Genomic DNA, 25,754 nt, shown 5'->3' on the forward strand with positions numbered 1-25,754 from the left:
AAATCAATAAACCCGGTTACCACCCGTAACAAACCGATGTTTAATAATGGCTAAAAATTGCATTTTATGCTTGCAAGGATAATCTTACCCAATTTGTATTGAAGCCGTTTTGTTCCCGGAAATGTTAAACATAACATCAACAAAAATGACTTTTTTTAACTTAATAAATCGATTTGTCAACGTAACGCGTAATATTCTATTATTTTTGCTGCCAGAATTAGGCAGTAAATCCAAGCAAACTATAGTGGACTATTTGCTTTTATTTTTCGGGCTCTCGCTATTCACTTACTTTCTTTTCAAAGGGATTCTCTATTCTTCCGCAAAAGAACTGTTCTTTAGCTAAAGGCCCTGAAACTGTATACAGCAAGTTTTGATTCACCTCAAATGGAAGATCAGACAAAAATGGGCGGCGGGATAAATATAAAAACTTGAATGGAAGGGTCTAAAATTTTGATCGTGCATGATGACTTTGAATTAAGGTCTAAGCTCTCCGACACGCTCATTCTCGGAAAATATGTTGTAGAGGCAACTTCGAGCGGAAAACAGGCTATGGATATTGTACGCAGCCGGCCGATAGACCTTTTGCTGTGCAGCGTTAACGTTGCTGAGATAGACGGCTTTGGCGTATTGCGTATGGTGAATAAATTTATGGAAACTGCCGGTATTGGTTTCATCATGTTATTGACCGATCATGATCCCATACATGCCCGCAGAGCGATGGAATTGGGTGCGGATGGCTACCTTATGCATCCTTACGACGACGGTGAGTTGTTAAACCAGGTAGAAGTACGACTTAGGAAAAAACGTTTCCAACATGAATTTTTCTTAAAACAACACATGCAATTCCGAACCTTACAGAACAGAAGCGACGAAGTAGCTTGGCTACGCAATAAGTTCCGGGAGCGATCACCTCGCAGATTAAAAAAAAATCAAATCTTATATTATCCAGGCGACCGTGCCTTAGGATTGCATTATGTATTATCAGGCCGCATTAAAACTTACTTGCGAGATGAAAACGGGCATACTATCATAACCGGAATTTACAACAAAGACGAGTATTTTGGTTTAAAAACGGTTTTACTGGGTGTAGAAATACAAGAAAGTGCAGAAGCCATAGATGTTTCTGAAGTGGCGACCCTGCCACTGGATGATGTTGAACGTATGCTATTGGACTATCCCGATCTTGCTCGTGTATTTAATCGGCACCTTGCCAGAAAACTGGTAGAACGTGAAGAACGTTTACTGGAGGCCGCGCATTATTCTGTCCGCAAACGGATTGCAAAGGTAATCCTCCGGCTTTGCCAGTCTAACCCAAAACTTTCGGCAAAAAACAGACTTAAAATATCCCGAAATGATTTAGCGAGCATTGTTGGCATTGCAACAGAAACTTTAAGCAGGGTTTTAAGCGATTTTTCCAGAGAGGGTTTGATTGAAAAAGATGGCAATGAAATCATTGTTCTTGCTCTTGATTTATTGAAAAATATGAAAAACTAAGTTTTATTTATTGCTTTCATCTACCTGTTTTATTTCTGCCGAAGATCAAGATATCTATTGTAGAACATCAACTTCTTTTGCGCATCATTTTCGCATTTTCGTTTACCTAATGAAACAAGATGATGCGCAAAAATGATAATTTTAAACTTGAAAGCCGGCAGATTACAGACCTTAAATCCTTTTTACAAATTTTCCAATCATTTGGCAAACAACAAAATGGTAGCGATGCTTTAAAATTTCTATATCAGCATACCTGCTTTCAATATTTAAATGCAGGTGAAATGTTGCATCATATTTCTGGCACATACAATGGTTCAATAATCATTGTGGTACAAGGTCTTTTAAACGGTTTTCTTGACAACGATCAACACATCGCGCAACAAAACATCTGGATTGGTGTACCAAACAGCGTTTTTTTAGTTAAAGGAAACTTACCAGCAAATAATGATGAAAAAATGAGCATTGAAGCACTCTCTCCCAGTTTGCTGATCATTATCCCATTTCAATTTATCGAGAAATCATGCGAAAAACATCCGGCATTAAATGCTATTTTCAATCAATTTCTTTATCCCAAAGCCATTAAAAGTTTAAATGACTTCACGCTTTTGCAGAAAATCACTGATCCGGGCACGCGTTACAACTACTTTTCCAAATTGTTCCCAGGTTTGTACAACATATTGCCCGTGCATTTACGTTACGCATACACCGGAACGGTAGCGAAGCCTTAATGTTAATAAGTTAAAAAGCGTAATGGGCGCAACTCCTATTTTTTTAACTCCACATATCTCATTAAACTGTATATTTGCCAAAGAGCAGTGCTTCTAAACCTATTGAGAATCCATAACTTATGAAACGTTTAATAGATCTTTTCCGCAATAAATATTTCCTGGCAACAGTTGCTTTTGCTTTATGGATGCTATTTTTCGATAAAAACGATATGATTTCTCAATATGAATATAGAAGTCAGGCGAACAAACTTCAGGAAGAAAAAGAGTATTACGAAAAAGAAACAACCCAGGTAAAAAAAGACCTGAACGAGCTGAATACCAACCTCAACACTGCTGAAAAATTTGCCCGCGAAAAGTACTTCATGAAGAAAGACAATGAAGATGTTTTCGTGATCATTCATGAAGATAAAAAGGATTAATCCTTAAAAAATATAATCATTTTTCCGGCCCATTTAAGTTTTCTAAAAACTAAACCAGTGCTGCACATTTTATATATTATTGCAATTACAGCTGAAGCAATGACGGCGGCCCTTTCTGCCGGGCGCCGCGAAATGGATTGGGTGGGCGTTTGTATTATTGCGTGGGTAACTGCGCTTGGTGGCGGCACAGTTAGAAATCTGCTTTTTGGTCACTATCCAATGAGCTGGGTTGAGCATCCGGAGTATTTGGTAATCACTGCAGCCGCAGCACTTGTTGCCGCATTAATTGCATCTGTGATGACTAAACTAAAACGCCTTTTTCTGTATTTGGATGCCCTCGGACTTGTAGTTTTCACCATAATCGGATGCCAGGTTGCACAGCAAATGCAATTGCCTCAACTTATTGTGCTTTTTAGCGGAATGATTACAGGCTGTGCCGGTGGCGTATTGAGAGACGTACTCTGCAATGAAATTCCATTACTTTTTCGTAAAGAAATTTACGCCAGCGCATCTATTGTAACCGGCGGTTTTTATATGGCTTTGCTGTATTTTGGCGCAAGTGATGTAGTTGCTACTTTTATTGCCGCCGCCGTAGGATTAGCATTAAGATTGCTTTCTATAAAATTTGCCTGGCAAATGCCAAAATTCGTTTATCGAGATGAATGGCATTGAACCTTATTGATAAAGTGTGGCAAGGAGAACTTACCTTGCCACACTTTACTTTACTATTTTTTCCCTTCTTTTATCTTTTCTTCAATAATTCTCCAATCGTAAAAATGGAAAGTTCTATCGGTACTCATGGCTACAAAAATGCCTTTTGGATATTGCGGACCTAAATTAACCGAAGTTGCATCCGCTCCATCTGTTTCCATCGCTTTTACAGGAATTTGTGCAAGTAACGGGTATTCATTTGCGTTTCCATTACTTCCTTCTCGCGGGTAAACCATGAATGTATGCGAACCTTGGTTTGATACCAGAATATAGCCGGTTTTATCGCCGGTTTTATAAATGGCAATCCCTTCATGATCTGCAGTGAATCCACTTTGTGCAAATAAAGCCAATTGATTGTCATTATGTGCATCAGGATCTGCCACGTACTTGCGTACGCCAGTTTGTTCATCAGAATAATAAATAAACCCGAGTTCATTATCCACTGCAATGGCTTCAATTTCTTTCTTACCACTATATTGCCCAAACTTACGCACAACCTTACCAGTAATGCCTCCGTTACCGGCATCGCTCAATTTATATTGCCATAAATAACCATCTGCGGGGCCAGTTTTACGTCCAACAATAGCAAAAATTGCATGATCTGTTGGTCTGGTATAAATAGAAATGCCCATAGGTGCACGCTCAGTTTCTCCTGTAAAAACTTCTATTCCGCCATTATCAATTGGCGTAAGGTCTGGCAAAGAAAAAATACGCAGTTTGTTGGTTTCGCGTTCGGTGGTGATGGCGATATCTACCTTCTTACCATGAAGCATAAATCCATATGCGATATCTACGTTATTTGGTCGTTGAATATTTGGAACGGTTTTCACTACCTTTCCAGCAAGATCGAACGCATACAATGCGCCGTCTTTATCTTTATCTGTTCCAATAATCAAACTTTTAGTTGCATCTTCCGGATTGATCCAAATTGCAGGATCATCGCTATCGTGCTTAACGGTCTCGGTAATTACAGTTGGCACAATACCATCTGGCCGAGAAACGATTTTACTTTTTTGACTAAAATTATTGTTGCAAGCAGAAAGAGCAATGGCAATTGCCGCTAAAAAAATCCGATTTGAATTGTTCATTTATTCTTTTTTTGATTGAGACAAAGTTGAATTTATCAACGTATCTGACCAAAATATTGGCGTTACAAATGGTTAACAAAGCAGCTTTGTGCGTAATCAAAAGGGCAACAAATGCGGATTAAAGTGTATTGACGCTATATTGATTGTATAAATGCCGTTAAACTGGAGCCTTGTTCCAGATTTAGCTTTTTCTTTAAACGGTATCTGGCAACGCGCAAACTATCTGTAGAAATGCCAAGTAAAGTTGCAATATCCGGCGCATTCATATTCAATTTAATCAGTGAGATAAATTTGATATCTGTTGCAGACAAACCAGGATTGATTTTCTGCAGTTCCTGAAAAAATTCCTGGTTAATTTCTTCAAAAATTCTCCGGAAATCATCCCAATAAACATCTTTATTAAAATTCTGATTGATCTTGTTCAGCAAACTGCGCAGCTCTTTTTTATAGCTCCGTCCATCGCTTTTAATCATTTCAGTTAGCGCTTCCCTGATGTCCTCAAGCAATTGGTTTTTTTGAATGGTCTGCAAGGTATGTGCGGTAATTTCTCTGGCTTTGGTTTGTAGATTTTCTTTTAGCTGGTCTTCCTGTAATTTCTTATTTTTCAGGTCTACCTCCATCAGCTGCTGCTCCGTTTTAAGTATCTGATTTTCTTTTTCGCGAATGGCACTTTCATTAATAATACGCTGCCGCTGATTTCTGATAATCACAAATGCAATTAAAATCAGCAAAACGCCAACAATTCCGGAGCTGACATATAAAACGGTAGAAATCTTTTTCTGCCGGGCCATTTCTGCAATTTGCATGTCTTTACGGTCTAAACCATAAATTACTTTTAGTAATGCTTCCTGGTTTTTAGTTTCTTCAGAATAAGAGTTTAGAAAATAGGTTCTGCTCAGTTCAAGGTAATAAAAGGTACTATCTGCTCTATTTAGAAAGTTGAAGGTTTTGCCTAAATCGCGGTATGCGCTGCTTAACCTGCTATTTGCCTTAACTGCACGTGCCAATTTTTCTGCTTTCCGGGTATACAGCAATGCTTCGCGATATTGCCCTTGTTTGCGGTAAACATCGCCCACATTGTTGTACGCATCTATACGCATTTCGGTATTATCACTTTGCTCAAACCAGCTCAATGCTTTAAAAAAATGAAAATGTGCTTTGGCAAATTGCCCTTTATCTTCATAAATGCTGCCCAGATTTTCATGAACTGAAGCAATACCTTCATCATCTGCAAGGGCTTGAAAAACCTCCATGGCCTTTTCCTGGTAAACATAGGCACTGTCGTAATTCAGTGTTTTTTCGTAAAAATGGCCAAGATTGGCATAGGTTTGAGCGAGGCCTTTTTTATTGTCTCGCTGTTGATAAATGGACAAAGCCTTGAAGAAATTTTGCCTGGATTCTTTTTCCTGTTTGGTAATTAAAAGAATTAAACCCAAATCATTCAGGTTTCCGGCCCGGAGTTCTTCATTATTTGCCGACCGGAAAGTTTCTTCTGATTTAAGGTGATAATTGAGCGATTGGGTAAATAATCCCATTTGGTAGCAAATCTGCCCCATGTTTTGAAGTGCTTTCGCCTGACCTACCAAATCTGAATTTAGTCTGGCTTTTTTATAGGCTTCATTTTCCTGAACAAATTGCGCATCCGATGGGCGCAGTGAACTGTGTTCAAGCCGGTCATTTATTTCTTGTATTGAAGCACCAGTTTGCGCATTGAGTAAATTACCCAATGCGCAAATCAGTGCAATGATTATTAAAAACCTTTGTTTACCCATATCGTAAACAAACTTAGATATTTTTCTAATCATACCCGCTTTTTAAGCGCTTTATGCCTAGAAATCAAATTTAACTCCCAAATTATACCGTGGGCGGTAGTATTCCATTTGCCTGGTTTGGTTTACCACGCCTTGGTAATAGCGTAAAGGCTGGTTGGTTAAATTAGTTGCTTCTGCAAAAATACGTGCAACTTTGGAAATTTTAAATGAGGCATTGGCATCAAGAAAAAACTGTTTATCGTAATAAACGTCGCCAAAAGGATCGCTACCCAATTCGTCAATATATGCAGCTGTATAATTTGCCGATAACCTTGCAGAGAAACGGCTGTTTTCCCAAGAAAGTGAAGCATTTAGCATATGCGGCGCTGTACCTGGTAATGTTACACCATCTCTTGGTTCTCCATCAGAGTTGGTGATTCCTTTGGCTTTTGATTTTGTATAGGTATAATTGGCATATACACCAAAACCTTTTAGAAACTTACCCGGTAGAAAATCCAGCTGCCGTTGAACGGCCACTTCCAGTCCGTATACATCTACACTTTCGCCATTTCTGTTTTGTGTAAAAGCCCATTGTGCGCCTGCCGGAATTGGATTGGCTAAATCTGGAAAGTCTGCAGCAAATTTTTCTGCTGTATACGCTCGGTCGCTATACGTGTAAATGAAATTTTTAAGACGTTTGTAAAAAACTCCTCCAGAGATAATTCCAACTGATTTAAAATACTGTTCTGCCATTAAATCAAGATTAAATGCATTTGTTGCATCCAAATCCGGATTACCTGCAGAAATTTCTTCATCGCCTGGTATTGTTCCAACAAATGGCGTTAGTGCGTAATAATTTGGTCTTGCTAAAGCTGTGGTTGCTGCTGCACGTAAAACCAAATCGTCATTTGCCTGGTATTTAAAACTTACGCTAGGAAGCCAGTCTGTATACGCATTTTTTGAACTCCGTACACCTGTCAGATCTTCTTCATTCTGGATAATATTTCCGGTATAGTTGATTGTAGTATGCTCCATACGTAAACCTACTATCGCAGATAATTTTGCATTAATATCCTGGTCCCAGCGCAGGTATCCTGCGTAAATATTTTCTTTAGCATTGTAATTCAAAGCTAAGTATTCACTTGCGGCGTCTTGAGCATTGAATACCGATGAGTTTGAAAGATTTAAACCAGCAAGGTAAGCGCGACTGGCAAACAGACCTGGTACATATTGATTTCCGGCCTGAAAATTACTTCCATTGAAATATGTATTTGGAATTTGGCCTAAACTTGGGATCAAATCTTCATTTACAGGCTCATATTCGGTAAAAGAGTTGTTTCTATTTTTATCTTTAATCCTTAATCTACCCCCGAAACGTAGACGCCCTTTTTGATCTTCGATTACCGAGAATGGAACACGGAAGTTTAATTTTGCACCAAACTCTGATTCTTTGGTTAAATCGGTATTTTCTGAAATAGTATTCAATCCGGCTGTACCGGCATCAAAATTACTGGCCGTAAAGTTTGGATAGTCGCTTGTTCCGGTAAAACTCAAATCCTGATCGCCTTCTCTGAAAAGCATGTAGCGTTCATTCGGGCGATATTCTCTGGCAGTAGAGTAACTAACGGACCAATCCATGTCTAAACCAGAACTGATCAAATGCTCGCCGCGAAGCGAATAATTCTGCACGCGTTGATCTTCTAACCTGGTCATCTGGTTGCGGTCATTATCTACGCCACCTTTAGTTTGCATACCAATACGGCCAGTGTAACCCACAATTTGGTTGCTTCCGTTATACTGTGGTTCAATATCATCTATGCGAAAACGGTATCTGTTTTCGCGGTCATCGCGCCAATTGTACATTGCATTGGCGAAAATGGTATGATTTTTTCCTAATTTGAAATCAAATGCACCTGCTACACTTCTTCTTATTCTTTGAACATTATACTGGCGGATGTCTTGCTCTTCGACATAGGCGTTTCCGAAATCGTCTTTTGCCCAAACAGCTTCTACGTTGTCAGATCCGTAAACATTATTGTTATAAGATCCGCTTAAAACCATTCCGATTGCATTGTTTGCAAAACGATTTCCGTAAACAAAACCGCCTGTATATAATGCTTTATCACGTATTGGATTGTAACCGGTTGATACCGTTGCAGAAATTCGCTCGCCATTTGGAGAAGCGCGGGTAATAAGATTTACAGAACCGCCGATGGCATCTGCATCCATATCAGAAGTTAAAGTTTTATTTACTTCAATGCTGGAAATCATATCTGAAGGAATTAAATCCATCTGAACGCGTCTGTTATCGCCTTCGGCAGATGGAATTCTATCGCCGTTAAGCATTACAGAATTGAGTTCTGGCGCCAAACCACGGATGATGATGTTACGCGCTTCACCCTGATCATTCTGCATAGTAACACCAGGAACGCGTTTTAAAGCATCTCCAATATTGGCATCTGGAAAACGACCTACCTGATCTGAAGAAATAATGTTTGTAATGTTTGCTTTGCTTTTTTGCTGGTTTAGTGCCCTTGCCTGTCCGCGTAAACGATCGCCCATAACCACTACTTGTTCCATCGCAATTGAGCCATCTTCAAGTGAAAAATTGATCACTGCATTTCCGTTTGCCTGCACATTTACGGTTTGTTTCTGGGTTTTATAACCCATATAAATTACCTCAATTTCATAGCTGCCTGCTGGCACACGTAGAAACTCATAATCGCCCGTCTGATCTGATGTGGTATACCGATTTCCGGTATTCAGCCTGATGGTAGCGCCGGGTAAAGATGCCTTTGTGGCCTTTTCAATAATTTTACCTGTAATTAAACCAGTGCCTTGTGCCCTGCAAATAACGACAGATAAAAGTAAAAGTACTGAAGTAAAGAGTGTTTTCATTTTTCGCAATTAAAACGGTTTGTATTGGAATACTTTTTTATCAGCACGAAATTGAAAAATCTCATTGCCTTAGCCCAATTTCAGCCGTTACAAAAAAGAAACCCCCGTGAACGGGGGCGTTAACACAAGAGATACAGAGACATAATATAAAAGTATAACAAACTGATAAACAATAACTTAAACTATATTAAATTATCCATTAAGCTTCTGTTTCCTAAACAATAAGAGAATGTTAAGCGATTATAAATAAAATGTTAAGCTGTTTTGTTACTAGCGTTCGCCGTTACGTTTGCGTAGAAACCATTCTGTAGAAAACAGTAGAAGAATCCCGAAAAACAAATACTTCATATTGATCAGTTCATCGTATTTGCGATCTTCATAACGGATGGTTTTAATGTTCTCGTTCTTCAAAATTTCATCGGCAATAGCAGAAATCCTATCAGCACTAAACATCTTTCCTCCGCTTTGTGCAGAAATGGTATGGAGCAATTGGTGATTGGCGGTAGTTTGCAGAAATTCAGAAACCAACGCATTTACGTAAAAGCTGCCTTTAGCTGTAAACTTCTCACCACCAAAAGTGGTATTGGCTATATAGCTGTAGTTGCCCGCAGGCATATCGCCAGCATTTAACTGGTAAGCATTCTCCGTTTTAGAAAATACGAAATTGAAAACCTTGCCGCTTTCGTTTTTCACCTGCAAACTTACTTCTGGCTCATTTACAGATTGATAACTTTGGTTATACAATGTTGCATTAAATTGAATTGGCTCATTTTCTTCAAATGCAGACTTGGAGGTAAATACCTTAAATCTTCTTTTATCGTCTTTAACAGATAGAAACTGAACGGCTTTAGAAATCAGATCATTTAACACAGAAGGTTGGATATTATTTTCGGCTTCAGAGAGTTTCCATCTCCATAAACCTTCTCCCATCAGATAGCCTGTTTTGCGGCCATTTTCTTGAGTAAAGAAAAGCAAAGGTTGCTGCGTAGTTATATTCCCAATCCGTTGGTAAAAAACGGTAAAAGAGTTAGCAGAAACGCTAAGTTGCCCAAACGGACTAAGCAATGGATCAAATTGGGCAAAACGCTTCTGATCTTCGTTTGTGAGGTTGAAGCTGGAAAAGTCTGTTGCATAAACAGGATAGGTTTCTTGAACTGTGCCGTTTGAAGAACTTAAACTAACCTGATTCTGAATTTGGTTAAATGCTGCAATATTACTTTGTGCGCCCACAATAAACCAAAGCGGGCTTTTAATATTTCTAAGTTTCTGCAGAAAACTGCTCGAAAAATTCTGTACATCCGGAATCTGATACAGCAAGATTAAATCAAATTTAGATGGTTCTGCGCTATTTAAATCGTCGCCAACTGCCAATTTGGCTTCGTAATGTTTATTGAGTGATATGGCTTCTTTCAAAACAGAAAGATCCGGATGTGGTCCGGCTGCAGCAATCAATACTTTCTGCCGCCCATCAATCACTTCTACATAAAAACTTTGAACATTATTTTTATTGGTAATCTCATTGGGTAAAGCATTCAACTGAACGTCAAATTTCTGAATACCAATTTTGCCCGCATGTAGTTTCAATGCAACAGTTTTAGTAAAGGAATTTCCGGTAATGGCAACACTTTGCTGCTGAATTTTTGAGCCATTCTGGCTTACCGACAAGTCGGCTTTTTCTCCGTTACTTTGAAAAGCCTGTATCTGGATTTCTACGGTAAAATCATCATCCAAATAAACGATATTATTGTAGTTGATATTAGAAATCAACAAATCGCGTTTCGGAATGGTATCGCCCAAAGCGACCGTATAAACAGGCGCATTAATCTGATCTAAACCATATAATGGATTACCACCGCGGTTAAAAATCCCATCGGTAGCCAATACGATTGCGCCAATATTTTGGTTTGCATATTCCTCTTTAACCCGTTCAAAAAACATAGAAGCATCGGTACGTTTGGCCTGATTTTTAAAATCAAAACCAGGTTCGACAGCATCGCCAAAGTGATATGTCTTTACTTCATATTGATCGGATAATTTCCCGGCAAGTGCGTTGAGGCCGTTTTGGTACGCACTTTCATTAAAACCTACTGCTTTCACTTGTGCTACAGAAGCAGAATTGTCTTGTGCAATTAAAATCAGTGGTTTTTGTAAAGTATAATTTATGATTTTCAGCAGCGGTGCAAAAAGTATCCAGGCAATAAGTGTTACAGAGAAAACCCGGAGAGCTGTTAAACCGTATTTCAGTTTCTGATTCAGATTGCTGTTTTGCCGGTAAAGTATCCATGCATACAAGATACCAAGTGCCAAACATCCCAGAAATGATAAAATTGTAGCGCCGGAAAACATACCAATCATAATTCATAAAGATGGTAAATTTGACGAGAATTTCAAGTTTTTAATCTCTAAAGCACATAAAGATATTACGTAAACCATAGGATTTGACAATAGATTTCTCCTTTTCGGAACTTTGTATTTTATCGAACAATGCAGCGTTTATATCATTTCCTGAATGAAATTATTTAGTTTTATAGCATAGAAATTTATGAAATTAATCGTCCTCGCATTTTTACTATTCTCGAATTTTATGGTTAATGCACAAAACAATTTTACCGGCACACAATTAAAGTTTGAGCGCGTAGAAAGTGCTTATCGCGAGAAATGGCCTGCAATACAGAAGAGTCTGCTTACACAGCACATCAATGGCGATTATGAGATGCTTGTGAATGCGTATAAGGCAGAAGGCAAATTGGAGGTTTGGTTAAAAGATAAAACGGCCAAACAGTTTAGCTTATTCCACACTTACGATTTTTGCGCCCACTCTGGAGTTTTAGGTCCGAAATTATATGAAGGCGATAAACAAACACCGGAAGGATTTTACTACATCAATATTTTTAACCCGATGAGCACCTATTATTTATCGTTGGGCATCAATTATCCAAATGCTGTTGATGTATGGCGAACCGGAGAAAAACGCTCGCCTGGAAGTGACATTTACATACATGGCAATTGTGTTACAGTAGGCTGCATTCCGCTAACAGACGATAAAATTAAGGAGTTATATCTTCTGGCTTTATTTGCTACCGATGCAGAAAACCACAAAATCCTGGTAAATATTTATCCTTTTAAAATGACTGATGCGAACCTAAGAAAATTTGGCAGTCAGTTCCCTGCAGAGCAAGAATTCTGGAAAAACCTCCAAAAGGTTTATCAGGCATTCGAGAAAAAGTATTTATTCCCCAAAATTAGTTTGGAAGCTGGAGCGTATGTTTTAAAATAGAAAGTTTTATATTTAAACTTTTTCGGCATAAAAAAAGCTACCAAGATATTTCCTGGTAGCTTTTCAGCTTCTAAAGAAATTAGATGCTAAATATTAAAGCATTCCGCCACAAACAGATAAAGTTTGTCCGGTTACGTAAGCGCTCATATCAGAAGCCAGAAAAACGCAAACATTTGCAATATCTTCTGTTTCGCCGGCACGTTTTAAAGGAATATCTTTTTCCCATCCTGCAACAACCGCCGGATCTAAAACTTCAGTCATTTCTGTACGGATGAATCCTGGAGCTACAACATTTGCACGGATATTTCTAGAACCCAGTTCTTTCGCAACCGATTTAGTAAAACCTATAATTCCGGCTTTAGATGCTGCATAATTTGCTTGTCCGGCGTTACCTTGTACACCAACAACAGAACTCATGTTAATGAAAACACCTTTACGGGCTTTCATCATCACTTTAGAAGCCGCTTTAGTTACGTTGAAAATTGATTTTAGATTGATGTTGATTACGTCATCCCAATTTTCTTCACTCATACGCATTAACAAACCATCTTTTGTGATACCTGCATTATTAACAACAATATCAATGGTACCAAATTCGGCAACAATATCATTGATTAACTGTTCTGCCTGATCGAATTTTGAAGCATCAGAACGATATCCTTTTACTTTTGTACCAAAGCTTTGCAATTCTTGCTCTAAAGCTTCTCCTTTTTCAACAGAAGATAAATATGTGAATGCGACGTTAGCACCTTGTTCGGCAAATTTTTCAGCAATTTTGCGTCCAATTCCTTTAGATGCTCCCGTAATTAAAGCTGTTTTTCCTTCTAATAATTTCATAACCTTTAAATCCCCTAAAGGGGACTTTTATATAATGTCTAAAAATTTAATTTCTCAAAGTTAATATTAATTGCCGTGTTTAGGCAATGTATTAAAGTGCCGGCTCTTGCTGGCTAAGACAATGGAAGCTTCCGAGTCCCCAAATAATATCTACAGAATTTATTCCGATGACTTTTCGATCCGGGAAACAACCTTGGATAATGTCTAATGCTTTCTGATCATTTACATCGCCAAAAACCGGAACAATTACCGCAGCATTGGCAATATAAAAGTTCGCATATGACGCTGGTAAACGCGTATCATCATAAATTACTGGCGATGGCATTGGCAATTCAACAATTTTTAGCGCACGGCCGTCTTTTAGTTTCATCGTTTTGAGCAACTTAAGATTCTCTTGAAGCAACAGGTAATTTTCATCTAATGGATTGCTTTCTACTACTGTCAAAACTGTATCTTCATTTACAAACCGGGTAATGTCATCTATATGGCCATCGGTATCGTCGCCTACAATTCCATCTCCTAACCATAAAACTTGTTCTGCACCATAATATTCGGTTAAATATTGTTCTATCTGATCCTGGTTTAAATGCGGGTTTCTATTCTCATTTAACAAACAAGCGGTGGTTGTTAATACTGTTCCTGCTCCATTAAATTCTACAGAACCGCCCTCCATTACAATATCTGGTGCAAAAAGTGGCAAATCGAAATGTTGCGCAATCTTAGTTGGTATTACATCATCCAGATCAAAAGGTGGATATTTTCCGCCCCAAGCATTATAACCCCAATCTACAACAGCTTTTACGCCGTCTTTTAAAACAAATGCCGGTCCATGATCGCGGCACCATGCATCATTGCTTTCATTGAAATAAAACTCGATCTGACTTAGATCTGCATCCACTTTTTCCAGTTCAGAGATTGCGAAAGCCTTCATTTCTTCATCTTTCACATTAATGCGAACTTTCTCGCCTTCGGCTACAGCTTTAATGAACTGGCAATAAGGGTTGTATATCGTTTCGATTTTACCAGGCCAACTTGCTTCTTTATGTGGCCAACTTAGCCAGGTAGCAGTATGTTTTGCCCATTCTGCCGGAAAGGAATAACCTTGTTTTTTCGGCGAATAATCGAATTGATTAAGGTTTAACGCCTTCTTTGGAGGAAAATTTGACATAGTTTTTAAGTCCGAAGTCGGGTGTCCGAAGACGGATGATATAAATTGTTAAAAAAAGTCCGACGCCGGTTGTCCGAAGTCGGATGATGCACTGTTAAAGCCTAAGGCCGTTGTTTGAAGTCAGAACGCGTTACCTCGAATTCAATTTAATGTTTTGATTAAAGCATAAATCATAACTAAAATCTCTTCGCATGTTTTTATAATGTTTCTGAAAAATTTCTTCTGTTATATAATTTCTTCTTTTGGCAAGATGTAAACAATTTACCACTTCTATGTCTGATCTTAGGGCATATCCTAAAAATCTTTTAAACTCTGGATTGGTTTGACCTGTACTTCCTTCGGCGATATTCATTGAAATCGAATCGGCAGCACGCTTTGCTTGAGATGTTAAAACATAAACCTCTTCTTTAGGAAAGGTTTTAGTCATTTTATCAATCTCGTCAGCTAAGTCTAATGCCTTCTCCCAAACTTTAAGTTTTTCAAATTTAAAAGCCATTTACCCACGGTTAAGTTCATTAAGCATGAAGATACTAATTTTGAACTATAATTAGACATCAAGTCTTCTGTCTCCGGTCTTCCGACCTCCGACTTATTTAATCTCCATCAATATACCTTTTGGTAATTGGTTGATAGGAATCAATTCGTCTATCGCGCAAAAATGGCCAATGTTTACGAAAGAAATCCGATTCTGAAAGATTCAGTTCTACAACTTCTGTTTCTTCCTGATCGTGGGACGCAAGGTACAATAACTTACCCTGTGCATTTGTAGCGAAACTACCGCCCCAGAATTTCATTGCGCCATCTTGCTCAAAACCTACACGGTTAACACTTATTACCGGAACGCCATTGGCAACTGCGTGTGAACGCTGAATGGTTTGCCATGCATTGTATTGATCTTGATTGGTTTCTTCGTCCTGATCTGTAGCCCAACCAATTGCTGTTGGGTAAAACATAATATCGGCACCCATTAAGGCTGTAATTCTTGATGCTTCCGGATACCATTGGTCCCAACAAATCAGAATACCAATTTTAGCGAATTTCGTTTCAAAAACTTTGTAACCTAAATCGCCCGGTGTAAAGTAAAATTTTTCGTAAAATGCCGGATCATCCGGAATATGCATTTTGCGGTATTTACCCAAGTAAGTTCCGTCGGCATCCAGAACAGCAGTTGTATTGTGGTACAAACCTTCTGCACGTTTCTCAAATAATGAAGCAATGATTACTACACCTAATTCTGCCGCAACAGTAGATAATGCGTCAGTAGATGGGCCGGGAATGGCTTCCGCCAAATCAAAATTATCATAATCCTCAACATCGCAAAAATACAGCGAGGTAAAAAGTTCCTGCAAACACACAATTTGTGCACCTTTAGCAGCAGCTTCCCTAACCTTGAAAATTGCCTTGTCTAAATTTTCCTTTTTATCTTTAGTACAGCTCATCTGCACCAAGCCAACTTTTACTTTCTTCATGTTTTTAAATTATTGAATTTGATCACGTGAATCAATGCGGTAATGTTCCATCAATACATTCCCAAATCTCCATTATTCAGATTTCGCCGCAAAGTTACTACTTTGCTAAAAAGAGAACGGCATATTTCTGTAATTGTTTTTGATTAAAAACACCAAAGCCAACTGCGTGTACAATTGGCTTTGGTATTACTTTTTATTTATCAATGCTTTCAATTCTGAACGTGTAACTGTTTTCATCGCTAACTGGCAGCTCATAGTCAGGTAGCGGACCTGGGCCGCAGCTGGCATTACCTATACCGCGTTGTTTATAATCCAGATTTAGGTAAGTTTCTGGCTGGCGATTTGTTTTTAATTTAAAACCATTTTTTAACTTCCACAAACTTTGGTTGGCAAAATGCAAAGCAGAAAAATTCAGATTTCCACCAGAACTAAATTTAAAACCACCCTCTGCACCTGTAACGGTAACCCAACGAATATCTTCCCGGTTGCCCATACTCTGCGCCCGAACGTAGTTTTCTTCCATTCCCGTTACCGTATTTTTATATATGCCAAGATTAGCGGATGTTTTTCTATCCACATAATTTTCTTGCGGACCGCGGCCGTACCAACTAAGATTTTCCATTTTTGGATCCATCACCAATTGAACGCCCAATACCGGTACTTTAAGTTTATCTTTTGTGTTATCTACCCTAACCTGCATATCTACTACGCCAGTGGTGTAAAATGTATAAACCAAAGTATAAGGAATGGCATTTGCGTCAGGGTCTGCAAAACGGGCCATCATTTCCATTTTTACTTTTATAGATTGGCCGTTGTTTACCAATGCATAATTAAAATCTTCCAGGGTAGTTTTTACCGCAAAATCCTCGCGCTGATCATTGTTGATGCTTCTGTACCAGTTTAATAAAAATCCCTTTTTATCGTATATCAATTCCCGGCCTTTAATTTTCAGGCTATTTAAAAATCCATTTTTTAGGTTGAAATCAGCATGGATCTGATCGCCCCTCACAGTAAACAAATCGTCTGTTCTATCCATTGTAAGCTGAACATCCGCATTAGCCGCAATCTCTGGCAAAGTGTTTTGTGGCGAGAGTTGAAATTGTATGTTTGCCACTTCTGTTCCGGCTTTTGCCCAACGCAAATCTTTTGCCAGCTCAAAATAGAGGTTTAACAAATATTCATGTCCCTGATTTTGGGTTATTTCTGCCGGAATGCTAACCTCAGCAGATTGGTTTGGAGAAAGATCCACCGTTGCAATTTCACCAGTTTTTACCGGCGAGCCATCTTCCAGAATACTGTAATGAATTTTGAAAGCATTCAGGTTGGTAAAATCGTATTTATTGGTGAGTTTAACTTTGAGTTTAGCCAAATCAACAGCATCTACTTTGATATATTGATATACCTTTTTTACTTCCAGCAATTTAGCCGTAATCTGCCTGTCTGGTGTCGTTAATCCATTCAGACAAAAATCACCATCATTGGGTTTATCGCCAAAATCCCCGCCCATATAATATTCGTTTTTCGGCGCGCCAAATTTGTTGATGCCCTGGTCTACCCAATCCCAGATACAACCGCCAATGGTTCCTTTAGAGTGGTTTTCAATAAAATCCCAATACTCTGCAAGGTTTCCAACCGCATTGCCCATCGCATGTGCATATTCACATAAAAAATACGGTTTAACGGTTTGGGCAGCATCTACTTTTTTCATATACTCAATGGTTGGGTACATATTCGAAACAATATCTGCCACATTATTTTTTCCTTCGTAGTGTACGGGGCGAATAGAATCCAGCTTTTTAATCGCTACGTAAACCGAATCGAAATTTGATCCGTTACCAGATTCATTTCCCATCGACCAGAAAATAACTGAAGGGAAATTTTTATGTTCCTGAACATTGCGGATATTCCGATCTAAATAAGCCGGCAACCAAGAAGCCATTCTGCTTATTGAATTGTTGCCGTGACATTCCAGATTGGCCTCTGCCATGGTATATAAACCATAATAATCAAACATGGCATACATCTTAATATCATTTGGATAATGACTGGTACGGATGGTATTGATATTGGCTTGTTTCATCATCAAAATATCCTGCTGCATAGATTCAACGGGCACCGCTTTCCCAAATTCCGGATGTATATCGTGTCGGTTTACGCCTTTAAACAAAACCTGCTCTCCATTGATCAATACATATCTGTCTTTAATTTCTATTTTTCTGAAACCGATTTTTGTAGAAAATACTTCAGTTGGCTTATCTGCACTCTCTGACAAAGTAAAAATCAATGTATAGAGATTCGGATTTTCTGCCGACCAGAGCAAAGGTTTTTCTACTGCCGTGGAAATGTTAACCGCATCAGACTGTGCGCCTTTAAAACTTTCTATTTGTTGTTGCAGCTTCGCGATTTCTTTCCCTTCCGGATCAATAACCGAAATCGTTAATTGAGCTTTTTTAGATCTTTTTTTCTCTGCATTGCGCAGAATTGTTTTGATTTTTAATGTTGAAGTAGAGAAATTGTTCCCCGCAAAGTCGGTCTGAATGGCAAAATCATTTATATGCGTTTTGGGCACAGCGTAAAGTGCCACATCGCGGTAAATACCGCTCAAACGAAACATATCCTGATCTTCAATATAACTTCCATCGCACCAGCGGTACACTTCTACCGCCAGATTATTGTCGCCAACGCGCACTTGATCTGTAATATTAAATTCGGCAATGCCATTAGAATCTTCGCTGTATCCAACCTTCATGCCATTTACCCAAACGTACATTGCGCTGTAAACACCATCAAAACGCAAGTAAATTGCCTTTCCATCCCAGTTTGCCGGAATATTAAAATTGCGTTTATAAGAGCCTACAGGATTGACTTCTTTTTCATTTGTATAACCTTCTTGCGGCCGAATAAATGGCGGAGAATTTTTGAATGGATAGGTAATGTTGGTGTAAATTGGCGTTCCGTAACCCAGCATTTCCCAGTTAGAAGGAACCGGAATTTGTTTCCATTGCGAAACATCATAATCTGCTTTATAAAATCCGATTGGCCTTTCTGATGGTTGTTTAACCCAATTGAAATACCAGTTTCCGTTTAAAAGCTGGTACAAAGTAGATTTATTTTTCTTCCAGGGCTGATTAAAAGATTCGTCGTTTTTCAAACTCTGCACATCCTCAAAAGGAATAATTGGCGTATGCGGTTTTTCTTTGTTGATTCCAAAAATTGCCTCATTTTCAATTTCTGTATCACCTACGCGCTTTTCGGCTATAATTTTTGCGGTAGACTCCCGAATATCCCAGATTGCGGCATTTGTTGTGTCTTTCAAATGGAATAATTTTCCGTCTTTCTCGCCAAGCGCATAATTACTGGCTTTAGAGATAATACTGAATTTGCCATTTTCATTTTTAGTAATTCTCCACTGCTGGTTGTTGTTGTAATTGTCATTATCCCATAAAACCGCGGCATTCCCGTCGCCCGTAGTTTTATTCGCATTGTCTATACTTTTAAAACCATCTGCGGTAGAAATGGTGTAAAACCCATTTCCAAGAGAGGAGAAAGACCAAGCCTGACTGGCAGAATTTTTGTCTTCTGGTTTTAAAGCTGGAGTATCATCATTCTGCGTATTTCCATTATGATCTACCGCAGTGCTTCCTTTAATCAGCTTATAGAAAACACCGGTTTGAAAATTTTGAGCGAAAATAAAACTTGGAAAGAAAAGCAGAATTGCGCTTAGAATTGAACGAAAATCTTTTACTGACATTTTAGGTTTGTTTGGTTAATGCTTATGGTTTCAAATATAACAAACTAAGCATAAAACGTTTAACTAAATCTTAAAACGCCAATAGAATTCTATTAATTGATGGGGTTCAAATTGAATCTAAAGATAGAAAAGTGGAAATTAGACAGACTTAAATTCTGCCAGATACGCAACAGAAAGATGTTTGGAATTACACACCAATATCCTCTCTATATTCTTGCTGCAGTTCAAAAAGGCACTTTGCACAGAGGCAGCCGTCGTATAATTCTGAAATATATTGAACTTCATTAATGCTTAATTGTACCACACTGCATTGGCATTTTGTATACGAATTGGCCTTGCATTCTATAGCAGTTCCGCAGCGCTCGCAGGGAATAATTTCGTGTTTGCTATGTTTTAAAGGATTGTTCATTTGTTCACTCGTTCATTAGTTCATTGCTGTTTGGCGCTTGATAAAATGAACCAATGGCCAATGAACTATTGAACTAAAACAAAAGTAAGGACAAAAAATAAGGTTTTGAGCGTTTGCCCAAAACCTTATCTGTTTTATTGCTTTATCGTGAAAAGGCATTGACTGTTGCAATAAGATTGCCTCGTCGGCTGAAAAAGCCTTCTCGCAATGACGACCTTCAGCCTTCCGCTCCGCTACCTTAACCAGAACAGCTGATACAGCCTTCTTCCATTGAACAAACTGGTCCGTCAACGATTTCTTCTGCAACCTGATCTTGAGTCATTTGAGCAGGAATTACCGCTTCTATAGCTTTGCCACCTTGATTTTCTACCGTAAATTTAACTGCTTGAGAAGCTGCTTGTGTACGCAAGTAATACATACCTGTTTTTAAGCCTTTCTCCCATGCATAAAAATGCATTGAAGTTAATTTTGAAGTATTTGGTGCGTTTACGAAAAGATTTAGCGATTGCGATTGACAGATATAAGCACCGCGATCTGCAGCCATATCTATAATGTTACGCATCTTGATTTCCCAAACTGTTTTGTACAATTCTTTGATATAATCCGGAATTTCTGCAATGGCCTGGATTGAACCGTTTGCCAATATGATTTTGTTTTTCATATCGTTGTTCCAAAGGCCTAGTGCAACTAAATCTTTTAACAAATGTTTGTTTACGACAACAAATTCTCCACTTAGTACACGACGGGTGTAAATGTTTGAAGTATATGGTTCAAAACATTCGTTATTACCCAAAATTTGCGAAGTTGATGCCGTTGGCATTGGCGCAACAAGTAAAGAGTTGTATACACCATCTTTCACTACTTTCTTACGTAAAGATTCCCAATCCCAACGTCCGCTGTCTGGCGTTACGTTCCATAAATCAAACTGGAACTGACCTTTAGAAAGTGGCGAACCTTTAAAAGTTTGGTAAGGACCATTTTGTACTGCCAAATCATGCGAAGCAGTCATTGAAGCGAAATAAATGGTTTCAAAAATATCTTTGTTCAAACGTTTTGCTTCATCACTTTCAAAAGGTAAACGCAATAAGATAAAAGCATCAGCCAAACCTTGTACACCTAAACCAACTGGTCTGTGGCGCATGTTTGAATTTTCTGCTTCCTGAACAGGATAATAGTTATGATCGATAATTTTATTCAGGTTTAATGTAGCCTGATACGTTACTTCGTATAATTTTTCATGATCAAATTGTCCATTAATGACGAAACGAGGCAAAGCCAATGAGGCCAGGTTACACACCGCAACTTCATCTTTAGAAGTGTATTCTATAATTTCTGTACACAAGTTAGAACTTTTAATCGTTCCAAGGTTTTGCTGGTTAGATTTGCTGTTTGCAGCATCTTTAAACAACATATATGGTGTACCGGTTTCAATTTGAGAATCTAAAATGGCGAACCAAAGTTCTTGTGCTTTAACTGTTCTACGGCCACGTCCTTCAGCCTCATAAGAAGTATACAATTTTTCAAATTCAGCACCAAAGCAATCTGCAAGTCCTGGTGCTTCATGTGGGCAGAACAATGTCCAATCGCCATTGTCTTTTACGCGTTGCATAAACAAATCGTTGATCCATAAAGCGTAAAATAAATCGCGGGCGCGCATTTCTTCTTTACCGTGGTTTTTGCGCAAGTCTAAAAATTCAAAAACATCTGCATGCCAAGGTTCAAGATAAATGGCAAAAGCGCCTTTACGTTTACCTCCGCCCTGATCTACATAACGTGCAGTATCATTAAATACACGCAACATTGGGATAATACCATTACTGGTTCCGTTGGTTCCACCGATGTATGATCCTGTGGCGCGGATATTGTGAATACTTAAACCAATACCACCAGCACTTTGCGAAATTTTCGCCGTTTGTTTTAATGTATCATAAATCCCATCGATGCTGTCATCTTGCATGGTAAGCAAGAAACACGATGACATTTGCGGTTTTGGTGTTGCAGCGTTGAATAATGTAGGCGTAGCGTGCGTAAACCAACGCTCGCTCATTAAGTTATAGGTTTTGATTGCGCTTTCGATGTCTTCTTTATGGATACCAACAGAAACGCGCATGAATAAATGTTGAGGGCGCTCAACAATTTTTCCGTTTACTTTTAGCAGATATGATTTCTCCAGGGTTTTGAAACCGAAATAATCGAAACCAAAATCGCGGTCGTAGATAATAGAACTGTCTAATATATCTGCATTTTTTGTAATGATCTCATAAACATCGTCTGCAATAAGTGGAGCTTCTTTCTTTGCCTTCGGGTCAATATATTCGTACAACATTTTCATTGTACCCGAAAATGATTTTGTGGTATTTTTATGCAAATTGGAAACCGCAATTCTGGATGCCAACAAAGCATAATCCGGATGTTTTGTGGTTAAAGATGCTGCTGTTTCTGCTGCAAGGTTATCCAATTCTGAAGTGGTTACTCCATCAAATAAACCTTCGATTACTTTTTTTGCAACATCAATTGGATCTACCAGATCTGCATTAAAACCATAGCACAGCTTTTGAATACGGGCGGTGATTTTGTCAAATTGTACCGCTTCTTTGCGGCCATCTCTTTTCTGTACGAACATAATTTATGAGATTTAATTTTAGTATCAAGTAGCGAGTATCATATTCTGATATCCGCATTAATTATTGTTAATTATATTTCAAGAGCGATAAAATTGCTTCGTGCCTCGCAAAGACGAACAGGCGAATGCTTTCTGCTTTGGTCGTTTTACTTTAAGTTTTCTTAAAAGTCTTCGTCTAAAGAAAATGCCTGGGCTTTATTGTCTGCAGCGGTTAACACACCACTTTTTTGATAATCGCCAACACGTTTTTCGAAGAAATTGGTTTTGCCTTGCAAAGAAATCATTTCCATGAAATCGAAAGGATTTGTAGCGTTATACACTTTTGAATAACCCAATTCTTGCAACCATCTGTCGGCTACAAACTCTATGTATTGACTCATTAGCTTGGCATTCATTCCAATTAATGCAACAGGCAATGCATCGGTAACAAATTCTTTCTCAATTTCTACTGCATCTTTAATAATGCTGTGTACTTGTTCTTCAGATAATTTATTGCTCAACATGCTGTACAATAGACAAGCAAATTCACAGTGAGAACCTTCGTCTCTTGAAATGAGCTCATTACTAAAAGTTAAGCCAGGCATTAAGCCGCGCTTTTTCAGCCAGAAAATAGAGCAGAAACTTCCACTAAAGAAAATCCCTTCTACTGCAGCAAAAGCAACCAGACGTTCAGCAAATGTTCCATTATCGATCCAGCGTAAAGCCCATTCTGCTTTTCTTTTTACTGCCGGAACAGTATCAATAGCGTGAAATAAGCGGTCTTTTTCTTCAGGATCTTTGATATACGTATCGATTAATAAGGCATAAGTTTCCGCATGGATATTTTCCATCATAATCTGGAAACCGTAGAAACAACGGGCTTCTGGCAATTGTACTTCACTCATGAAGTTAACAGCTAAGTTTTCATTTACAATACCATCACTAGCAGAAAAGAAAGCCAGAATATGTGAGATGAAATGTCTTTCACCATCATTCAGGTTATCCCAGTGTTTAAGGTCATCAGAAAGGTCAATTTCTTCAGCCGTCCAAAAACTAGCTTCAGTTCTTTTGTACATTTCCCAAATTGCCGGGTATTTAATTGGCAATAACACAAATCTGTCTTTGTTTTCTTGTAATAATAACTCCTGTTCCATAAGCTGATTCTTTAATGTATTCAATTCAATTGGCGCAGACAAAGCACCCCATCCATCATTTTTTGGATCATGGTTGTAATGTTTTGTTATTAAACGCTGTTGTGAAAGTGCTAACTCCCTTTGGCTGGCAAACAACTGAATTTTTAGTTTGGAATTTTAACGGTTTAATCAGGAAGATCACATGTATAAACTACTAAAAATTAAGCTTTTGTATCTGTTTTTAAGCGCAAGAAGTTAAAGAACTTTGTTGAAACAAATATAGAGATGGATGGTGCTTTTTGTGAATCAAAGTTGTTAACACCCTTTGGCTTTTTATGTCAAAAACGATCAGTCGATTCTAATTTTCTGGCGAAAAAAAAGCTAACGATTTCTTTTATAAGGTTTAACAAACAATTTTGAGTGTTAATAACTTAAATTTCGGACAAAAAAAAGGCCCGAAATCGGGCTATTGCATATTTTTATTCAACCGTATAACTGAGCTTGACTTTTGCTATTCCAAGACGATATATTCCAATCTTCTTGGCAGCACTTTCTGATAAATCAATAGCTAGTTTTTTTGAATATGGACCACGGTCATTTACCTTTACCACGACAGATTTTCCATTTACTGGATTGGTAACGGTTACCATTGTACCCATTGGCAAAGTGCGGTGTGCGGCGGTTAATTTTTTCGCTCTGTATCTCGCGCCGCTTGTTGTTCGATGGCCTTCGAATTTTCTGTGGTAATAAGTAGCCAGCACGCTTTTGGAGGTACTGTCTGCAACGCTTGTACTGTCTTGCAGGATGAAATTGCTTTGTAAAAATAAGAATACGCTACTGATTAACAGAAGGGACTTCATAGGCTAATTTTTTGTTTAACAGCCTGCAAATATAATCATTTAGTTTATTATCAATAATTTGTGGAAAAATCGGTGTTTTGATGGATAATGAAAGTGCCGATTTTGGCCACAAAAAAAGGCGTACAACTTTGCTGTACGCCTTCTCCTAACCCAACTCTATCGCCTTATTTTTTATCGGGAACAAAATTCATGGAAATAGAATTTACGCAGTGACGGGTGTCTTTATTGGTAAATCCTTCGCCCAAAAATACGTGCCCTAAATGAGCACCACAGTTGGCACAAACAATTTCTGTACGCGAGCCATCCGGATCTGGGATTCTTTTTACTGCTCCTTTAATTTCATCGTCAAATGCCGGCCATCCACAATGTGCATCAAATTTACTTTCTGATCTGTAAAGCGCTGCGTTGCAACGTTTACAGGTATAAGTTCCCTTTTCTGTAGTGTGTTCGTACTTACCGGTACCTGGATACTCTGTGCCTTTATTAACAATTACGCGTTCCTCTTCCGGAGTTAATGGATTCCAATTCATCTTATTTGTTCCTTTTATAGTTGTTGCCTCTGTTGCTTGCTTTTTATCGCCTTTGTCTTTTTTCTGCGCGCAAGCAGATAAAGATAGTGTTAGCATAACAGAAGAGACTAAAAATAGTTTATTTAACATCGCTTTCATGCATTAACATACGCAAAGATCTAAGTTTTGGTTTGTAACGCTGAGGCTTGGAATTAGTGTTTACAAATCAATGATATTGCACCACTGAATATGGAATGTTGATTCCATAAATCAATAAGAACTCCGCACAAAAGAGTAGCCACGGAAGGCACGGAATTATTATGTTAGAAAACAACGCGTTTTATCCCTAAGCTTGCCTAACGACATTTATAATTCAGTACAAAAAATAGCCACGGAAACACAGAAGGCACGGAAATTATTATGTTAGAAAACAACGCGTCTTATTTCTAAGGGTGCCTGATGAAATTAATTAATCAGTGCAAGAAAATAGCCACGGAAACACGGAAGGCACGGAATTATTATGTTAGAAAACAACGCGTCTCATTTCTAAGGTTGCCTGATGACATTAATCACTCAGTGCAAGAAAATAGCCACAGAAACACGGAAGGCACGGAAATTATTATGTTAGAAAACAACGCGTCTTATTTCTG

The 25,754-nt window shown here is 38.4% G+C and carries 19 protein-coding genes; 5 read left to right on the top strand and 14 right to left on the bottom strand.

The annotated features are described in order from the left end of the window. Positions 1–432 precede the first annotated feature (432 nt). The 4 genes from ACJVDH_RS15595 to ACJVDH_RS15610 all read left to right on the top strand — a co-directional run bounded on the left by ACJVDH_RS15595 (position 433) and on the right by ACJVDH_RS15610 (position 3,313). Complete coding sequence (locus tag ACJVDH_RS15595) at positions 433–1,494, top strand: helix-turn-helix domain-containing protein (protein WP_443944330.1); 1,062 nt, start codon at positions 433–435, stop codon at positions 1,492–1,494. Positions 1,495–1,613: 119 nt separating this feature from the next. Next, entirely contained in the window at positions 1,614–2,222 is a 609-nt protein-coding gene (locus ACJVDH_RS15600) for a hypothetical protein (RefSeq protein ID WP_443944331.1), read from the top strand. Between the two features lie 119 nt (positions 2,223–2,341). Then, entirely contained in the window at positions 2,342–2,641 is a 300-nt protein-coding gene (locus tag ACJVDH_RS15605; RefSeq protein WP_443944332.1) for an FtsB family cell division protein, read from the top strand. Positions 2,642–2,698: 57 nt separating this feature from the next. Continuing rightward, positions 2,699–3,313 carry a trimeric intracellular cation channel family protein gene (locus ACJVDH_RS15610; protein ID WP_443944333.1) on the top strand — a complete coding sequence of 205 codons (615 nt, stop codon included), beginning with the start codon at positions 2,699–2,701 and terminating at the stop codon, positions 3,311–3,313. Between the two features lie 53 nt (positions 3,314–3,366). On the opposite strand, the gene ACJVDH_RS15615 is transcribed toward ACJVDH_RS15610, so the two are convergent. The 4 genes from ACJVDH_RS15615 to ACJVDH_RS15630 all read right to left on the bottom strand — a co-directional run bounded on the left by ACJVDH_RS15615 (position 3,367) and on the right by ACJVDH_RS15630 (position 11,444). Continuing rightward, positions 3,367–4,440, bottom strand: coding sequence for a phytase (locus ACJVDH_RS15615; protein WP_443944334.1), 1,074 nt, complete (start codon positions 4,438–4,440; stop codon positions 3,367–3,369). 134 nt (positions 4,441–4,574) lie between these two features. Beyond that, a complete protein-coding gene (locus ACJVDH_RS15620) occupies positions 4,575–6,245 on the bottom strand; it encodes a tetratricopeptide repeat protein (protein WP_443944335.1) in 1,671 nt (556 codons plus the stop codon). A 24-nt stretch (positions 6,246–6,269) separates the two neighbouring features. Further along, positions 6,270–9,089: a TonB-dependent receptor gene (locus ACJVDH_RS15625; protein WP_443944336.1), complete on the bottom strand. Its 2,820-nt coding sequence runs from the start codon at positions 9,087–9,089 to the stop codon at positions 6,270–6,272. 270 nt (positions 9,090–9,359) lie between these two features. Further along, positions 9,360–11,444, bottom strand: a complete 2,085-nt coding sequence (locus tag ACJVDH_RS15630) for a hypothetical protein (RefSeq protein ID WP_443944337.1) — start codon at positions 11,442–11,444, stop codon at positions 9,360–9,362. Between the two features lie 187 nt (positions 11,445–11,631). On the opposite strand from ACJVDH_RS15630, the gene ACJVDH_RS15635 reads away from it, so the two are divergent. Beyond that, complete coding sequence (locus ACJVDH_RS15635) at positions 11,632–12,366, top strand: L,D-transpeptidase family protein (protein WP_443944338.1); 735 nt, start codon at positions 11,632–11,634, stop codon at positions 12,364–12,366. Positions 12,367–12,459: 93 nt separating this feature from the next. On the opposite strand, the gene fabG is transcribed toward ACJVDH_RS15635, so the two are convergent. The 10 genes from fabG to ACJVDH_RS15685 form a co-directional block, all read right to left on the bottom strand. Then, positions 12,460–13,203 (bottom strand): 3-oxoacyl-[acyl-carrier-protein] reductase, encoded by a 744-nt coding sequence (gene fabG, locus ACJVDH_RS15640; RefSeq protein WP_010599469.1) that lies wholly within the window; start codon positions 13,201–13,203, stop codon positions 12,460–12,462. 91 nt (positions 13,204–13,294) lie between these two features. Beyond that, positions 13,295–14,371 carry an agmatine deiminase family protein gene (locus ACJVDH_RS15645; RefSeq protein WP_443944339.1) on the bottom strand — a complete coding sequence of 359 codons (1,077 nt, stop codon included), beginning with the start codon at positions 14,369–14,371 and terminating at the stop codon, positions 13,295–13,297. 130 nt (positions 14,372–14,501) lie between these two features. After that, on the bottom strand, positions 14,502–14,867 hold the full coding sequence (locus ACJVDH_RS15650) for a four helix bundle protein (protein ID WP_443944340.1): 366 nt from the start codon (positions 14,865–14,867) through the stop codon (positions 14,502–14,504). Positions 14,868–14,964: 97 nt separating this feature from the next. Further along, a complete protein-coding gene (locus tag ACJVDH_RS15655; protein WP_443944341.1) occupies positions 14,965–15,840 on the bottom strand; it encodes a carbon-nitrogen hydrolase in 876 nt (291 codons plus the stop codon). A 193-nt stretch (positions 15,841–16,033) separates the two neighbouring features. Further along, positions 16,034–19,591 carry a glycoside hydrolase family 2 TIM barrel-domain containing protein gene (locus tag ACJVDH_RS15660; RefSeq protein ID WP_443944342.1) on the bottom strand — a complete coding sequence of 1,186 codons (3,558 nt, stop codon included), beginning with the start codon at positions 19,589–19,591 and terminating at the stop codon, positions 16,034–16,036. A 187-nt stretch (positions 19,592–19,778) separates the two neighbouring features. After that, positions 19,779–20,000, bottom strand: coding sequence for a cysteine-rich CWC family protein (locus ACJVDH_RS15665; protein ID WP_443944343.1), 222 nt, complete (start codon positions 19,998–20,000; stop codon positions 19,779–19,781). 238 nt (positions 20,001–20,238) lie between these two features. Continuing rightward, complete coding sequence (locus tag ACJVDH_RS15670) at positions 20,239–22,623, bottom strand: ribonucleoside-diphosphate reductase subunit alpha (protein WP_443944344.1); 2,385 nt, start codon at positions 22,621–22,623, stop codon at positions 20,239–20,241. 161 nt (positions 22,624–22,784) lie between these two features. Continuing rightward, the gene (locus ACJVDH_RS15675) at positions 22,785–23,756 is read right to left on the bottom strand and encodes a ribonucleoside-diphosphate reductase small subunit (protein WP_443944345.1); all 972 of its coding nucleotides are present in this window, start codon (positions 23,754–23,756) and stop codon (positions 22,785–22,787) included. A gap of 458 nt (positions 23,757–24,214) precedes the next feature. Continuing rightward, the gene (locus ACJVDH_RS15680) at positions 24,215–24,595 is read right to left on the bottom strand and encodes a septal ring lytic transglycosylase RlpA family protein (RefSeq protein WP_443944346.1); all 381 of its coding nucleotides are present in this window, start codon (positions 24,593–24,595) and stop codon (positions 24,215–24,217) included. 164 nt (positions 24,596–24,759) lie between these two features. Next, on the bottom strand, positions 24,760–25,263 hold the full coding sequence (locus tag ACJVDH_RS15685; protein ID WP_443944347.1) for a methionine-R-sulfoxide reductase: 504 nt from the start codon (positions 25,261–25,263) through the stop codon (positions 24,760–24,762). Positions 25,264–25,754: the final 491 nt, after the last annotated feature.

The organism is Pedobacter terrestris, assembly GCF_052343045.1.
Taxonomy (GTDB): domain Bacteria; phylum Bacteroidota; class Bacteroidia; order Sphingobacteriales; family Sphingobacteriaceae; genus Pedobacter.

Excerpts from the sequence above, each read along its gene's own strand:
- ACJVDH_RS15595 (WP_443944330.1), top strand. The coding sequence starts at position 433 with ATGGAAGGGTCTAAAATTTTGATCGTGCATGATGACTTTGAATTAAGG.
- ACJVDH_RS15600 (WP_443944331.1), top strand. The coding sequence starts at position 1,614 with ATGATGCGCAAAAATGATAATTTTAAACTTGAAAGCCGGCAGATTACA.
- ACJVDH_RS15605 (WP_443944332.1), top strand. The coding sequence starts at position 2,342 with ATGAAACGTTTAATAGATCTTTTCCGCAATAAATATTTCCTGGCAACA.
- ACJVDH_RS15615 (WP_443944334.1), bottom strand. The coding sequence starts at position 4,440 with ATGAACAATTCAAATCGGATTTTTTTAGCGGCAATTGCCATTGCTCTT.
- ACJVDH_RS15620 (WP_443944335.1), bottom strand. The coding sequence starts at position 6,245 with ATGATTAGAAAAATATCTAAGTTTGTTTACGATATGGGTAAACAAAGG.
- ACJVDH_RS15625 (WP_443944336.1), bottom strand. The coding sequence starts at position 9,089 with ATGAAAACACTCTTTACTTCAGTACTTTTACTTTTATCTGTCGTTATT.
- ACJVDH_RS15630 (WP_443944337.1), bottom strand. The coding sequence starts at position 11,444 with ATGATTGGTATGTTTTCCGGCGCTACAATTTTATCATTTCTGGGATGT.
- ACJVDH_RS15635 (WP_443944338.1), top strand. The coding sequence starts at position 11,632 with ATGAAATTAATCGTCCTCGCATTTTTACTATTCTCGAATTTTATGGTT.
- fabG (WP_010599469.1), bottom strand. The coding sequence starts at position 13,203 with ATGAAATTATTAGAAGGAAAAACAGCTTTAATTACGGGAGCATCTAAA.
- ACJVDH_RS15645 (WP_443944339.1), bottom strand. The coding sequence starts at position 14,371 with ATGTCAAATTTTCCTCCAAAGAAGGCGTTAAACCTTAATCAATTCGAT.
- ACJVDH_RS15650 (WP_443944340.1), bottom strand. The coding sequence starts at position 14,867 with ATGGCTTTTAAATTTGAAAAACTTAAAGTTTGGGAGAAGGCATTAGAC.
- ACJVDH_RS15655 (WP_443944341.1), bottom strand. The coding sequence starts at position 15,840 with ATGAAGAAAGTAAAAGTTGGCTTGGTGCAGATGAGCTGTACTAAAGAT.
- ACJVDH_RS15660 (WP_443944342.1), bottom strand. The coding sequence starts at position 19,591 with ATGTCAGTAAAAGATTTTCGTTCAATTCTAAGCGCAATTCTGCTTTTC.
- ACJVDH_RS15665 (WP_443944343.1), bottom strand. The coding sequence starts at position 20,000 with ATGAACAATCCTTTAAAACATAGCAAACACGAAATTATTCCCTGCGAG.
- ACJVDH_RS15670 (WP_443944344.1), bottom strand. The coding sequence starts at position 22,623 with ATGTTCGTACAGAAAAGAGATGGCCGCAAAGAAGCGGTACAATTTGAC.
- ACJVDH_RS15675 (WP_443944345.1), bottom strand. The coding sequence starts at position 23,756 with ATGGAACAGGAGTTATTATTACAAGAAAACAAAGACAGATTTGTGTTA.
- ACJVDH_RS15680 (WP_443944346.1), bottom strand. The coding sequence starts at position 24,595 with ATGAAGTCCCTTCTGTTAATCAGTAGCGTATTCTTATTTTTACAAAGC.
- ACJVDH_RS15685 (WP_443944347.1), bottom strand. The coding sequence starts at position 25,263 with ATGAAAGCGATGTTAAATAAACTATTTTTAGTCTCTTCTGTTATGCTA.